This is a genomic window from Prosthecodimorpha hirschii, assembly GCF_001305515.1.
Lineage (GTDB): Bacteria > Pseudomonadota > Alphaproteobacteria > Rhizobiales > Ancalomicrobiaceae > Prosthecodimorpha > Prosthecodimorpha hirschii.
The window spans coordinates 2,270,920-2,284,599 of sequence record NZ_LJYW01000001.1 but is presented as its reverse complement, the minus strand read 5'-3'; the positions used below and the strand labels follow the sequence as shown (position 1 = coordinate 2,284,599).

Here is a 13,680-nt window from a genome sequence, read left to right as displayed (position 1 = left end):
CATGCCAATAGTTTGGGCAAGTTCATCGCGACGTCTGAGACGGATTTTGCGGCAGCGCAAGATATTCGGCCGACCTCATCTCCATGAGCCGCGAAACCGTGCGCCGGAACTCGAAGGCTTCGGTTCCCTCGCCGCCGCGATAGAGCCCCTGGGGCTCGGCCGCGGCGGTGAGGACGAGACGGATATGGTTGTCGTAAAGTGCGTCGACCAGATGAATGAAGCGTTTGGCCTCGTTGCGCTTCTCCGGCCCGAGCAGCGGCACGCCCTCGAGCATCACGGTATGGTACTGCCCGGCGATCTTCAGATAGTCGGCGGCGGCGAGCGGGCGCTCGCACAAGTCCGCGAAGGAGAAGCGGGCGATCCCGCCGACCGCGCGCGGGATGGCGATCTTGCGGCCGCGGAAATCGATCGAGGCCATCTCGCCGACCGCGCCGCCGGTCAGCCGGTTCCAGATCGCATCGATCGCCTGGACGGACTCAGGGCCGAGCGGCGCGAAGTAGACGCGGCCGATATCTTCCTTCTCGGAGCGGAAATCGGTGCGCGAATCCAGTTCGAGCACGTTCATGTTGGCCTTCAGGAGGTCGATGAAGGGCAGAAACAGCGGCCGGTTCAGTCCGTCCCAATAGAGCCGGTCGGGCTCGACATTGGAGGTCGCCACCACGCAGGTGCCGGCCTCCCAGAGCCGGGCGAACAGCCGGCCGAGGATCATGGCGTCGGCGATGTCGGTGACCACGAATTCGTCGAAGCAGAGGAGGCGGGCCTCCTTGGCGATGTCGGCGGCAACCGGCGCGATCGGGTCGTCGCCCTTGATCGTGCCCTTCAGGATCGCCTGCCGGGCGGCATGGATGCGGTCCTGGACCTCGCTCATGAAGGCGTGGAAATGCGCGCGGCGCTTGCGGCTGACCTGGGCGCGCTCGAAGAACAGGTCCATCAGCATGGTCTTGCCGCGCCCGACCTTGCCCCAGACATAGAGCCCGCGCACCGAGCTGTGCGTCGCCTGCATCCGGCGGCCGAAGATCCAGCCGAGCGCCGAGCCCTTGGCGGCCGGGGCCGCGGTGCCGAGTTCGTCGGCCAGGCGATCGAGCCGGTTGACGAGATCGACCTGGGCGGGATCGCGGCCGATCGCGCCCGTCGCCACGAGATGCTCGTAGCGTTCGGTCACGGTGCGCATGGCCGGCATGGCTTCGCCCATCTGAGCCCGTCCCCTGTTGCGGCGCAGCAACGCCATACCGTGCCGCCGCCGGGGCGACAAGTCGGCCGTCGGGATGACGGGCCTGCGGCGACTAGGCAGGCATGCGTTGGCAGGCCAACGCAGGCCTGCTTCGATCCTTTTGTTTCAGCGGAGTTTTTATCCCAAAACCGGGGGCCACTTTTGGGAAACTCCGCTTGGCCTTGGCGCGCGCGGCGCTCTCCTGTAGGACCGTGGGGACAGCGGGGAGACCTCATGGCCGAAGTTCTGAATGCCGCCGCGATCGAGACCGCCTACCGGCGCATCGCACCGCATGTCCGCCACACGCCGGTGATGACCGTGGAGGGCGCGGCCTTCGGGGTCGCCGAGCCGATCCACCTGAAGCTCGAACTGTTCCAGCATGCCGGCTCGTTCAAGCCGCGCGGCGCGTTCAACAATCTGCTCTCGCGCACGATCCCGGCCTCCGGCGTGACCGCCGCCTCGGGCGGCAATCACGGCGCCGCGGTTGCCTATGCGGCGGCCTGCCTGGGCGTGAAGGCGCGCATCTTCGTGCCGGTCATCTCCAGCCCCGTGAAGGTCGCCCGCATCCGCGACTACGGCGCCGACGTGGTCGTCGAGGGCGAGCGCTATGCGGATGCGCAGGTGCTGTCGGAGGCCTATGCGGCTGAGAGCGGCGCGCTGATGGTGCATCCCTTCGACAGTCCGTTCACGGTCGCCGGACAGGGCACGGTCGGGCTCGAATGGGAGCGCGACATGCCGGAGCTCGACACCGTGCTGGTCGCGGCCGGCGGCGGCGGCCTCGTTGCCGGCATCGCGCTCTGGTACGGCGGCCGGGTCAAGGTGGTGGCGGTCGAGCCGCAGGGATCGCGCGCGCTCCACGCCGCGCTGGCCGCCGGCGCCCCCGTAGACGTGCCGGTCGATTCCATCGCCGCCGACAGTCTCGGCGCGCGCCGGGTCGGCGAGATCGTGCACATGATCGCGCGCGAGCATGTCGCCGACGCGGTCCTGGTCGGCGACAACGCCATCGAGGAGACGCAGCGCCGTCTGTGGCGCCGGCTCGGCGTCGCGGCGGAACCGGGCGGCGCCGCGGCCCTCTCCGCGATCGTCTCCGGCGCCTATCGCCCCGCCTCGGGCGAACGCGTCGGCGTCCTGGTCTGCGGCGCCAATGTCGACCTCGCCAAGCTGGCCGTCACCGCGGGGTAGCGGGGGCGCCCGGTGCGCGGTCACTCGGATCTCCCAGCGCATCCCCGATCTCCCGGCGGATCCCCGATCTCCCGGCGCATCCCCGATCTCCCGGCGGATCCCCGATCTCCCGGCCGCATCCCCGGACAAGGCCCGCAGGGCCGCCGATCCGGGGCCTACTCGCCCCGCGATGGCATCAAGATTATCAATCGAAACAAAATCTTGCGGCACGTCGCGGGCAGAGTGGGGCCCGGCTCTCCGCTGGCGCTCCGGCCGGGAATGCGTTGCGAGATGGTGCGTCCATCTCTGGATCTCTGTGCGCGGACCGCCCGCGGCTCCGGGCGGGAATGCGATGCGAGATGGTGCGTCGCCTGGCAGATCCATGGGCACGTCAAGATCTCTCCGCGGATCCCCGGACAAGGCCCGAAGGGCCGCCGATCCGGGGCCTACTCGCCCCGCGGCGGCATCAAGATCGTCAATCGAAACAAAATCTTGCGGCACGTCGCGAGCAGAGTGGGTCCCGGCTCTCCGCTGGCGCTCCGGCCGGGAATACGTTGAGAGATTAGCCTTCCATCTCTGGAACTCTGTGCGCGGAACGCCGGCGGCTCCGGGCGGTGAGTGCGGTGCGAGATGGTGAGTCGCCTGCCAGATCCCTGGGCACGTCAAGATCTCTCCGCGGATCCCCGGACAAGGCCCGAAGGGCCGCCGATCCGGGGCCTACTCGCCTCGGGACGGCATCAAGATCGTCAATCGAAACAAAATCTTGCGGCACGTTGACAGCAGAGTGGGTCCCGGCTCTCCGCTGGCGCTCCGGCCGGGAATGCGGTGCGAGATGGTGCGTCTATCTCTGGATCTCGGTGCGCGGACCGCCTGCGGCTCCGGCCGGGAAAGCGGCGCGCGATGGTGCGTCCCCTGGCAGATCCATGGGCACGTCAAGATCTCTCCGCGGATCCCCGGACAAGGCCCGAAGGGCCGCCGATCCGGGGCCTACTCGCCCCGCGGCTGCATCAAGACTATCAATCGAAACAAAATCTTGCGGTGCGTTGCCAGTTGAGTGGGTCCCGGCTCTCCGCTGGCGCTCCGGCCGGGAATGCGTTGCGAGATTGGGCGTCCATCTTTGGATCTCGGTGCGCGGACCGCCTGCGGCTCCGGCCGGGAATGCGGTGCGAGATTGGGCGTCGATTCGCCAAATCCCGGCGCGTCGATGGCCGGCGGCTCGGCGCGGGGGCACGGCACCGCGCGATCGCGCGGCGCTCCCGCTCGCGGGCTTCGGACCGGGCGCTACTTGCCGAACTTGCGGATCTGCTCGGCGTAGGTCTTTGCCCAGGCGCCGGATTTGGCGCAGAGCTTGTCCCAGTCCTCGGCGGCCATATCGGCTTCGATCTTCTTGTAGAGCGCGTCGGCGTCGTCGTCGGAGAGGTTCAGCCGGCGGATGTGCCGGTCCATGTCCTTGCCGATCCCTTCGGCCTGCTTGGGCGAGACGGTGAAGCCGCACATCTCCGCGGACAGGGCCAGACGGTAGAGCAGCGTCAGGTCCGGATCGTTGGCCTCGGCGGCCCGGGCGGGCCCGGCGATCGCAGAGATCGCGGCGAGTGCGACCAGGACGGCGGCAACGGCGCGCCGAAGCGGCCTGCGGGGCGGAGTGAGGGCGAGCGACATGGCCAGCGCATAGCATGTCCGTCGCCTCCGGCCCATGGCGCGGCCGCCACGGTCGGGCGCCAAATCCCATCAGTCGGCCGGTTCGGCACCCGGTGCGGCGGCACGGACGGCGTGGCGGGCGAGATAGCCGAGCGGATCGGCCGGATCGAAGGGAATGCCGTCGAAGAGCGCAAAGCCGCCCTTCGCCGCGACCGAACCGGCCGCCCGCGCCGTGCCGCCACGTCCGAGCGCAGCATCGTAGAGATCCGGCCGGACGCTGCGACGCGCCGCGGCGAACACGGCTTCGGGGTCGTCGGTGACCTGGCCCCAGCGCAGCATCTGCGAGGCAAACCAGAGCGCGTCGGCCGTCTCGGGGCGGTTGGCGCCATGGCCGTGGAACAGGATGTAGTCGGGCACCGGCACGGCGGGCGCACCGGTATCGGTGACCAGCGCATGGGTCAGGCTGCGCGCGATCACATCGGCGGCCACGTCGAGATAATGCGCCCGGCCGAGCATTTCGGCGAGTTCGGCCGCGTTGTCGCGATCGTCGCACCAGGCCGCCGCCCGATCGAGCGCCCGGATCAGAGCGGCGAGCTCGGACGGATGGCGCTCCGCCCAGGCTTCGCGCATGCCGACCACCTTCTCGGGCGCATAGGGCCAGATCTCGGATTTCACGCCGACGATGGCGCCGAGGCCGGTATCGACGGCGAGGCTCGGCCAGGGCGCGCCGACGCAGATGCCGTCGACCTGCCCGGTCTTCATGGCGTCGACCATGAACGGTGGCGGCACGACGACCATGCGCACGTCGCGGTCGGGGTCGAGGCCGCCGGCGGCGAGCCAGTAGCGCAGCTCGTAGTTCTGGCCCGAGAAGGGATAGACCATGGCGAGGGCCGGTGCGGCCGCGCCGGCCTTTGCGCGCGTGCGGACCGCCTGGGCGAAGGCGCGGGCGGCGGCGAGCGGGTCATGCAGCGGCCGTTCGCCCGGCCCGCCGGGAATCGCGTCGGCGAGCGCGGTCGTGATCGCGATGGCGTTGCCGCCGAGATTGAGCACGAAGGGCGTCACCATCGGCGCCTTCAGGTGGCCGAGGCCGAGCGTGGCCGCGATCGTCATCGGTGCCAGCATGTGGGCGGCATCGAAATGGCCGAGCGCGACCCGGTCGCGGATATTGGCCCAGGAGGTCTCGCGCACCAGATCGAGCCGCAATCCTTCCGCGGCCGCAAAGCCCTTCTCGTGGGCGACGATCAGGGGCGCGCAGTCGACCAGCGGGATGAAGCCGATGCGCAGAAGCGTCCCCGACAGCGTCGCCGGAGCGACCAGGGCGGCGGCGGCCGCGCTCGCGTGATCCTCGCTCTCCTGCACCCCTTCGTCTCCCTTCGGCCCCATCGTCGCCCCTCAGCCGAGCAGCGAGGCGGCGGTGACCACGCTCTGCGCGATTTCCACCAGCTTCTTCTTCTCGTTCATCGCCGTCTTGCGCAGCAGCGCATAGGCCTCCTCCTCGGGGATGCCGCGCGTCTTCATCAGGATGCCCTTGGCGCGCTCGATCACCTTGCGCTCGGCCAGTTCGGTGCGTGCCTGCTCGAGTTCGCGCGCCAGCCGGTCGAAGGCATTGAAGCGCGACACGGTCATGTCCAGGATCGGCTTGACGCGCTCCTTGCGCAGACCGTCGACGATATAGGCCGAGACGCCGGCATCGACAGAGGCCTCGATCATCGCCGTGTCCGACTGGTCGACGAACATCGCCACCGGCCGCTTCACCGTGCGGCTGACCTGGAACATCTGCTCCAGCACGTCGCGGCTCGGATTGGCGAGGTCGATCAGGATCACGTCCGGATCGATCGCGAACACCCGCCGGAGCAGTTCCTGCGTCGTGTCCAGCCGCACGATATTCTCGTAGCCGGCCTCGCGCAGGCCATCCTCCAGGATGGCGCTGCGGACCGGATTCTCGTCGATGACCAGGATGGTGAGATGGGTGTCGACCACGCGGCGCAAATCTCCTTCGCGCTAGTATCGCCAGGAGTTGTTGCAGTGCAAGGCCGCCGGCCGGCTCCGATGCCCGCAGGCAGCCGCGGTCGCGGCCCGCGCGGCCACCGTCGCCTCCATCCCTGGGGAGGATTTTCGAGGTTTCGGCGGTCCATGCGATCCGTCGTGTGCCTCGTCCGCGCCGCCTGCATAGGTTGTCGCTCAAGGGGAATGTGCTGCCTGCCTGAAGTCTATGTATGAATGCCTACTTGTTCAAAAGTACGAGACGCCAAGACGTTTCGGTCGTGCTGGATAAATTTTCGATTATCATTTGATTTACTGAGGACTGTTCATCTTTTCTTGTGAAACGATCGGGTGATATCGAGGCGTGCCATGAAGTTGTATTCGATCAAGGCCAGAATCATCATTCTGTCGACGGTGTGTTTGTTGGCGATGACGGGAGTTCTTGTCGGCGCCAATGTCTATTCGTCGACGACCAGCAACCGCGCCGTCTCCGGCAGGATCGACAGCCTTCTCGATGCCAGCGCCAAGGAGGGATTGCGCACGCTCGCATCCACCCAGGCCGGGAATATTCGCCAGGAAGTCGACGCCGCCTTCCAGGCCGCGCGCGGCATGGCAAAGTCGATCGAGGTCTTCGCCGCGGCGGGGGCGGATGCGAACCCCAGCCTATCGCGCCGCACCCAGCTGAATGCGATCCTGCTGTCCGTCCTGAAGGACAATCCGCTCTTCAACGGCACCTATTCGGCGATCGAACCGAACGCCATCGACGGCCAGGACGCGGCGCATGTCGGGCGCGCCGATGTCGGCTCCGACAAGACCGGCCGGGCTCTGCCCTACTGGACTCGCGACAGCGAAGGCAACATCGCGGTCCAGCCGCTCGTCGAGTATGACAGCGCGGCCCAGCACCCGAACGGCCTCGTCAAGGGCGGCTGGTATATCGGGCCGCACGATACCGGCAAGGAGAGCGTGCTCGCGCCGCTGCCCTATATCGTCCAGGGCAAGTCCGTGTACCTCGCCACCATGTCCGTCCCGATCGTCATCGGTGGTCGTTTCGCGGGCGTCGCAGGCGCGGACTTCAACCTGGCCTTCGTGCAGAAGCTCGCCGAATCGGTCAACGGGCACACCTATGACGGCAAGGGATCGGTGACCATCGTCACCGAGGACGGGCTCGTGGTCGCCTCCAGCAGCGCCCGGCAGTCGATCGGCGGGGCGGTGTCCACGCTCGGGCAGGATTGGGCCGAGGACATGCCGACCATCCGGCAGGCCAAGGAAAGCGTGAAGTACCAGGCCGCCACCGACACGCTGCGTGTCTTCTCGCCGATCACCCTCGGCCGCACCGGCAAGAGCTGGGCGGTGGTCTTCTCGGTGCCGCGCAGTGTCGTGATGGCCGAAGCGAACGCGCTCGGCCGCTCGATGTCCGAACGTCTCGCCTCCGATACCTGGATCTCGATCATGGTCGGGCTGGCCGTGATCGCCGCCGCCGTCACCGCCATGGGCTTCGTCGCCGGCGGCATCGCCAAGCCGATCAAGAAGCTCACCACCACCCTGCAGGCGATGGCCCAGGGCGTCGCGGTCGCCGAGATCGAGGGCGCGCGCCGCAAGGACGAGATCGGCGACATCGCCCGGGCGGTGGACGCCATTCGCCAACTGGCGCTGCGTTCGGCAGAGCAGAAGGCGCGCGACGACGAGGCGGCGCGAATCCGCCAGGAGGAAGCCCGCAAGGCGATGACGCAGCGCATCGCCGAAACCTTCGAGACCAAGATGGGCGGCCTGGTCGGGCGCGTCGGCGCGGGAACCGATCAGCTGCGCCAGTCCGCCGACGAGATGGCCACGCTCGCACAGCAATCGGCCCGCCAGACCGAAACGGCGCGCGCCGGGGCCACCGATGCCAGCCAGAGCGTGCAGGTGGTCGCGGCGGCCTCGGAGGAACTCTTTGCCTCGATCCGCGAGATCAACGCCCTGATCCAGCGCTCCGGACAAATCTCGACCGATGCCGACCGGCACGCCGGCGCCACGCAAGGCATCGTCGGATCCCTCTCGGAGACGGCCAACAAGATCGGGTCGGTGATCGACATCATCCGCTCGATCGCCTCGCAGACCAATCTCCTGGCCCTCAACGCCACGATCGAGGCGGCCCGCGCCGGCGAGGCGGGGCGGGGCTTCGCGGTCGTCGCCAGCGAGGTCAAGGCGCTCGCCAACCAGACCGCCCAGGCGACCGACGAGATCAGCGCCCAGATCGCCGCCATGCGCAGTTCGGCCGAAGACGCGGTCGAGGCGATCACGTCGATCCGTGCCGTCGTCGGCGACATCCGCGAGGCGGTGACGGCGGTGGCCGGTGCGGTCGAGCAGCAGAGCACCGCAACGAGCGAAATCTCCCGGTCTGCGCAGGGCGCGGCCCAGGGCACCCATACGGTGTCGGACAACGTCTCCCTGGTCCAGGGGGCCATCACCCGGACCGATGGGGCAGCGCGCCAGGTTGCCGACCTGGCCCGCGAGATGTCGTCCCATGCGGCGGAATTGCGGGACGGCGTGCAGGCCTTCGTGGCCGAGCTGCGCGCCGCCTGACCGGACGGAGCCCGGATCGGCCGTCTCATACCAACGGCCCAGGATGCTGACGCATCGGGCCGTTGAGGTAACGCGAATTTCTCATTTGCGTCAGAGGCATGAGAAATTCGCGTATCGAATACCGACGATCATTCCATGACCGTCGGTATCAGAGGCCGATCCGGGCGAAATGCCCCGGCCAGTCCGGCGCCCGGTAGCCGGCCATGCGGGTCTTCTGCGCGGTGCGCCGGTCCGACGGGTCGGCGGCATAGTCCAGCACGGCGCGGATCCAGCCGGGACCGTCGAGCGGATCGAGGAATTCCGGGACGGTGCCGGCGATCTCGCGGTGGGCCGGAATGTCGGAGGCGATCACCGGCACGCCGGCGGCGAGCGCCTCGGCGACCGGCAGGCCGAACCCCTCGGTGAAGGACGGCATCAGCAGCGCGCGCGCGCCGGCCATCAGGCGGGCGAGCAGGCGGTCGTCGACCGGTCCGGTTTCCAGCACGCAGTCTTCGAGCGGCGGCGAGCGCTCCAGCATGTCGGCCACCGCCTCGATTTCCCAGCCGCGCCGGCCGATCACGACGAGGCACGGGGCGGCGGCGCCGAGCGTCTCCGCCAGGCGCCGCCAGATGTTCAGCAGCAGCAGGTGGTTCTTGCGCGCCTCGATGGTGCCGACCGTGACGAAATAGGGGCGTGCCGCCGGGAACGGCGCCGCGTCGGCCGGCGGCGGCCGGTCGACGCCGAGCGGGGCCACCGACACCGGCAGGTCCGCCCGGCCGCATGCGGCCGCGAAGGCCTGCAGGCGCTCGGCCGTGAAGGCGGAATTGACCAGCACGCGGTCGGCATGGGCGGCGACGTTGCGCATGCGGGCGCGATGCTTGGCGTCGTCGCCCGGCCGGCAATATTCCGGATGGTCGATCGGGATCAGGTCGTGGACGAAGACCACCTTCGCGACCGCGGGGCCGAGCGCGGCAAAGAGGGCGGGCTTCTCCAGATGGTGGTGCGAGACGTTGAGATAGGTGCCGCCCGGCGCCGCCGGCTGGAATTTCGGGCGGGGCTTGAAGCCGTCGCGCGTCAGGGTGCGGTCGGCGAGCCCGCCGGCCGTGCCGATGGCCTGCCGGACGAGGCGGCCGAAGGGCGAGGGCGGCGTCGGCGGCCGATAGCGCGCGACCGTCTCGCCGTCGAGGAAGCCGGCGACCCGCGCTTCGACGCCGGGATCGGCCGCGGCACCGCCGCCGGCCCAGTGCCGGGCGAGGCGCTGCAGATAGGCGGCCAGCGCGGCGGGATCGACGGTGCGCAGGGCGCCGCCGAGCCAGGCGACCGGCCGCAGGTCGGCACCGGCCTCCAGGAGATGGCGCGCATAGGCGAGATCGACCCGGTCGATCCCGGTCGGGCTGGACCGCACCCCGCGCGCGATCAGGCGCGAGGCGTCGAAATGGATCGGGCCGTCGAAGAGGGGCCCGGACGGACGGCTCATGGGCGGCCCGTCAGGAAGCCGGGCTCGCGGCCGAGGACCTTCGGGTCGATATCGCCGATCACGCTGCGGTCCTTGCCGGGATAGTCGAACAGGCCGAGCAGGTGCCGCAGGGCGTTCAGCCGCAGCCGCTTCTTGTCGTTGCCGAGCAGCAGCGTCCAAGGTGCGTGGTCGGTATGGGTCGTCTCCAGCATGCGATCGCGCGCCCGGGTATAGTCCGCATATTTCTCGATAGCGGCATAGTCGATCGGCGAGACCTTCCAAACTTTCAGCGGATTGTGCCGGCGCTCGTGGAAGCGCTTCAATTGCATCTCGTAGCCGACGTCGATGAAGAATTTGACGAGGTGCAGGCCTTCGTCGATCAGCATGTCCTCGAAGCGGGGGGCCTCCTTGAGGAACTGCTCGGTCTGCTCGGGCGTGCAGAAATTCATCACGCGTTCGACGCCGGCCCGGTTGTACCAGGAGCGATCGAACATCACGATCTCGCCGCGCGTCGGCATGTGCACCGCATAGCGCTGGAAATACCACTGCCCGGCCTCGGTCTCGGTCGGCTTGGGCAGGGCGACGACGCGGGTGCGGCGCGGGCTCATGTATTCCCGGAAGGCGCCGATCGTGCCGCCCTTGCCGGCGGCGTCGCGGCCTTCGAACACGATCACGATCCGCTCGCCGGCGGCGATGGTCCATTGCTGCAGCTTGACGAGCTCGATCTGCAGCGCCTCGATCGCGGTTTCGTAGTCGCCGTCCGGCATCGTCTTGTCGTAGGGGTAGCCGCCGGACCCGAGCGCCTTTTCGGAAACCGCCTTCGGCAGGATGGGATCGTCCAGCACGAAGGGCTTGCCGTTCTTGGCCGGTTTGCCGTTTCCGTTCGCCTTGGGCGCCGTCGCCGTGTCGGCCGCCGGGGGCGGAGCGGCCGGTGCGGCCACGGCCGCCGCCGGACCCTCGGAGGTTTCGGCGCCCTTCTTACGCTTGTCGCCTTTCTTGTCCTTCTTGTCCGTGCGGTCCTTGGCCATGCGCGATTCCCCGGTGTGATCCTTCGGGTTCATGCTACCAGTCGCGCGCCAGGATCGGAACGCGGGACCGGACAGCAACGATATGGAGCGGGAGCAGAAGGCAATGGCGCGGATGGAGGCGATCCGTCGGCGCATCGGTCAGATGCAGGGCCTGGCCGCGGCGCTCGTGATCGTCTTTGCCTTTCTGGCCGGCGCCTTCGCCGTGCCCGCATGGGCCGCCGCGCTGGCCGGCGGGGCGATCTTCCTGGCGGCCTACGCGACCGGCGACCGCGAGCCCGAACGCCGGCTGGGGGCCCGGCTCGGCCCCCGGCGCGACCGACGCGCCGTCGCCTGGCCGGATTCCGGCATGAAGGTGATCGCCGAGGGGTTGAATGATCCCTGCATCATCACCGACGGCAGCGGCATCGTCCGCTACGTCAACCAGGTCGCGGCAGCCCGGTTCGGGCCGATCCAGCCGGGCGACCCCCTGTCGTTCAAGCTGCGCGTCACCGCCCTGCACGATGCGCTCGATCGCGTCGTGTCGCTCGATCAGCCCGAGACGATCGGCTGGGCGGAGAAGATTCCGACCGAACGCTGGTTCGAGGCGCAGCTGGCGCCGATCCATTTCCCGCCCGATCCGAACGGCTCCGACCGCAAGCCAGATTTCGTCCTGGTTGTGATCGAGGACCAGACCGAGCAGCGCCGTTCCGAGCGCATGCGGGCCGATTTCGTCGCCAATGCCAGCCACGAATTGCGCACCCCGCTCGCCGCCCTGTCGGGCTTCATCGAGACCCTGCAGGGCCCGGCGCGCGAGGATCCGGTCGCACGCGAGCGCTTCCTCGGCATCATGGGCGCGCAGGCGGGCCGCATGAAACGCCTGATCGACGATCTCCTGTCGCTGTCGCGCATCGAGATGAAGGCCCATGTCCTGCCCGATACGATCGTCGATCTCGCCGAACTGGCCGGCCAGACCGTCGACATGCTCGCCCCGCTCGCCGCGGAGACCGGCGTGACCGTCCGCTTCGAGCGGCCGTCCGCCGAGATGCCGGTTCTGGGCGACCGGGACGAACTGATCCAGGTGCTGTCCAATCTGATCGAGAACGCGATCAAATACGGCGCATCCGGCAAGAGCGTCGAGGTCGCGGCACGGACCGACGGCGACGGCTACCTGGTCGCCGTCACCGATCACGGGCCGGGCATCGCCGAGGAACACCTGCCGCGCCTGACCGAGCGCTTCTATCGCGCGGACATCCAGTCGAGCCGCGAGAAACAGGGCACCGGCCTCGGCCTCGCCATCGTCAAGCATATCCTGACCCGTCACCGGGGCCGCCTCGGCGTGAGCAGCCGGATCGGGCAGGGGTCGGTCTTCACCATTCGCATGCCGTCTGCACGATCCGTGTCATTGAAACCGTGATATCAATAATTTCAATGACTTGAGTTGTCATAAATACTTCGCGCCAATTTCATAGAAGGGTTGCGTCGGAGCCCTAGCGTGGCTTCGTCGGGAGAGGGTGGCCGGCAGGAAGCCAACCCTCGATGAAGGGCGGATCGTCCGCCCGCCCGAGTCCCTGCTCTGGCAAGGAGTTTTGCCCCGTGAAGATCAACAGTGTCCTGGGCGCCGTGGCCGCTTTCGGTCTGGCCGCTTCCGCGCTTGCCGGCACCGCTCTGGCGCAGAGCCGCGAGCAGATCCGTTTCGTCGGTTCCTCGACCGTCTATCCGTTCACCACGGCCGTTGCCGAGCAGTTCGGCAAGGGCGGCAAGTTCAAGACCCCGGTGGTCGAATCGACCGGCACCGGCGGCGGTCTCAAGCTGTTCTGCGCCGGCGTCGGCGTGGCCCATCCGGATGGTGCCAACGCGTCGCGCCGCATCAAGGCCTCCGAGTTCGATGACTGCCAGAAGAACGGCGTCAAGGACATCGTCGAGCTGAAGGTCGGCTTCGACGGCATCGTCGTCGCCAATTCGAAGAAGGGTCCGGATCTCAGCATCAACCAGACCCAGCTGTTCCTGGCGCTCGCCAAGCAGGTTCCGGGTCCGGACGGCAAGCTGATCGCCAATCCCTACAAGAGCTGGAACCAGATCGACGCCTCGCTGCCCAACGAGCCGATCGAAGTGCTCGGCCCGCCGCCCACCTCCGGCACCCGCGACGCGTTCCTGGAACTGGTCATGGAGCCGGGTGCGCTCAAGGTTCCGGCGCTGGCCGAGCTGCGCAAGGCCGACAGCAAGGCTTTCGACGTGGTGTGGAAGTCGCTGCGCGAAGACGGCGGCTATATCGACGCCGGCGAGAACGACAACCTGATCGTCCAGAAGCTCGAGTCCAACCCGAAGGCCTTCGGCATCTTCGGCTACTCGTTCCTCGAAGAGAACACCGCGAAGATCAAGGGCGCCACGGTGGCCGGCCAGCAGCCGACCTTCGAGCTGATCGCTTCGGGCAAGTATCCGGTCTCCCGTCCGCTCTTCGTCTACCTGAAGAAGCAGCATGTCGGCGTGATCCCGGGCCTGAAGGAATTCGCGGCCGAGTACACCTCCGACAAGGCGATGGGCGAGGACGGCTATCTGGCCGACAAGGGCCTGATCCCGCTGCCGAAGGACCAGCGCGCGACGGCCGGGAAGGTCGCCGCCGAGATGAGCGTGATCGGCAAGGAAGGCCTCTGATCCGCACAGTCCCGACCCGGCAGTCCTGATCG

At 68.4% G+C, this 13,680-nt stretch carries 10 protein-coding genes; 4 read left to right on the top strand and 6 right to left on the bottom strand.

Annotated elements, in window-relative coordinates:
• Positions 1-22: 22 nt before the first annotated feature.
• Complete coding sequence (gene zapE, locus ABB55_RS10025) at positions 23-1,192, bottom strand: cell division protein ZapE (protein ID WP_083463509.1); 1,170 nt, start codon at positions 1,190-1,192, stop codon at positions 23-25.
• A 252-nt stretch (positions 1,193-1,444) separates the two neighbouring features.
• Between zapE and ABB55_RS10020 the strand changes: the two genes are divergently transcribed.
• Positions 1,445-2,392 carry a threonine/serine dehydratase gene (locus ABB55_RS10020; RefSeq protein ID WP_054358680.1) on the top strand — a complete coding sequence of 316 codons (948 nt, stop codon included), beginning with the start codon at positions 1,445-1,447 and terminating at the stop codon, positions 2,390-2,392.
• Positions 2,393-3,652: 1,260 nt separating this feature from the next.
• Here ABB55_RS10020 and ABB55_RS10015 read toward each other — a convergent pair.
• The 3 genes from ABB55_RS10015 to ABB55_RS10005 all read right to left on the bottom strand — a co-directional run bounded on the left by ABB55_RS10015 (position 3,653) and on the right by ABB55_RS10005 (position 5,989).
• A complete protein-coding gene (locus ABB55_RS10015; RefSeq protein WP_054358679.1) occupies positions 3,653-4,030 on the bottom strand; it encodes a hypothetical protein in 378 nt (125 codons plus the stop codon).
• A gap of 69 nt (positions 4,031-4,099) precedes the next feature.
• Positions 4,100-5,368: a CmpA/NrtA family ABC transporter substrate-binding protein gene (locus tag ABB55_RS10010; RefSeq protein ID WP_054358678.1), complete on the bottom strand. Its 1,269-nt coding sequence runs from the start codon at positions 5,366-5,368 to the stop codon at positions 4,100-4,102.
• Positions 5,369-5,401: 33 nt separating this feature from the next.
• Positions 5,402-5,989 (bottom strand): ANTAR domain-containing response regulator, encoded by a 588-nt coding sequence (locus tag ABB55_RS10005; RefSeq protein WP_054358677.1) that lies wholly within the window; start codon positions 5,987-5,989, stop codon positions 5,402-5,404.
• Between the two features lie 432 nt (positions 5,990-6,421).
• Here ABB55_RS10005 and ABB55_RS10000 point away from each other — a divergent pair, with 432 nt between their 5' ends.
• Positions 6,422-8,554 carry a methyl-accepting chemotaxis protein gene (locus ABB55_RS10000; RefSeq protein WP_160321203.1) on the top strand — a complete coding sequence of 711 codons (2,133 nt, stop codon included), beginning with the start codon at positions 6,422-6,424 and terminating at the stop codon, positions 8,552-8,554.
• Positions 8,555-8,702: 148 nt separating this feature from the next.
• Here the strand turns inward: ABB55_RS10000 and ABB55_RS09995 are convergent, their stop codons facing one another.
• Both ABB55_RS09995 and ppk2 read right to left on the bottom strand, forming a co-directional pair.
• Positions 8,703-10,010, bottom strand: coding sequence for a glycosyltransferase family 4 protein (locus ABB55_RS09995; RefSeq protein ID WP_054358675.1), 1,308 nt, complete (start codon positions 10,008-10,010; stop codon positions 8,703-8,705).
• Entirely contained in the window at positions 10,007-10,930 is a 924-nt protein-coding gene (gene ppk2 / locus ABB55_RS09990) for a polyphosphate kinase 2 (RefSeq protein ID WP_420848247.1), read from the bottom strand. The genes ABB55_RS09995 and ppk2 overlap by 4 nt, the downstream gene beginning before the upstream one ends.
• A gap of 190 nt (positions 10,931-11,120) precedes the next feature.
• Here ppk2 and ABB55_RS09985 point away from each other — a divergent pair, with 190 nt between their 5' ends.
• Positions 11,121-12,410 carry an ATP-binding protein gene (locus ABB55_RS09985; RefSeq protein ID WP_200912016.1) on the top strand — a complete coding sequence of 430 codons (1,290 nt, stop codon included), beginning with the start codon at positions 11,121-11,123 and terminating at the stop codon, positions 12,408-12,410.
• A 179-nt stretch (positions 12,411-12,589) separates the two neighbouring features.
• Complete coding sequence (locus tag ABB55_RS09980; protein WP_244472014.1) at positions 12,590-13,648, top strand: PstS family phosphate ABC transporter substrate-binding protein; 1,059 nt, start codon at positions 12,590-12,592, stop codon at positions 13,646-13,648.
• Positions 13,649-13,680: the final 32 nt, after the last annotated feature.

Bases quoted from the DNA above. Each gene is read 5' to 3' on its own strand.
- ABB55_RS10015 (WP_054358679.1), bottom strand. From the start codon at position 4,030: ATGTCGCTCGCCCTCACTCCGCCCCGCAGGCCGCTTCGGCGCGCCGTT.
- zapE (WP_083463509.1), bottom strand. From the start codon at position 1,192: ATGGGCGAAGCCATGCCGGCCATGCGCACCGTGACCGAACGCTACGAG.
- ABB55_RS09985 (WP_200912016.1), top strand. From the start codon at position 11,121: ATGGCGCGGATGGAGGCGATCCGTCGGCGCATCGGTCAGATGCAGGGC.
- ABB55_RS09995 (WP_054358675.1), bottom strand. From the start codon at position 10,010: ATGAGCCGTCCGTCCGGGCCCCTCTTCGACGGCCCGATCCATTTCGAC.
- ABB55_RS10020 (WP_054358680.1), top strand. From the start codon at position 1,445: ATGGCCGAAGTTCTGAATGCCGCCGCGATCGAGACCGCCTACCGGCGC.
- ABB55_RS10000 (WP_160321203.1), top strand. From the start codon at position 6,422: ATGACGGGAGTTCTTGTCGGCGCCAATGTCTATTCGTCGACGACCAGC.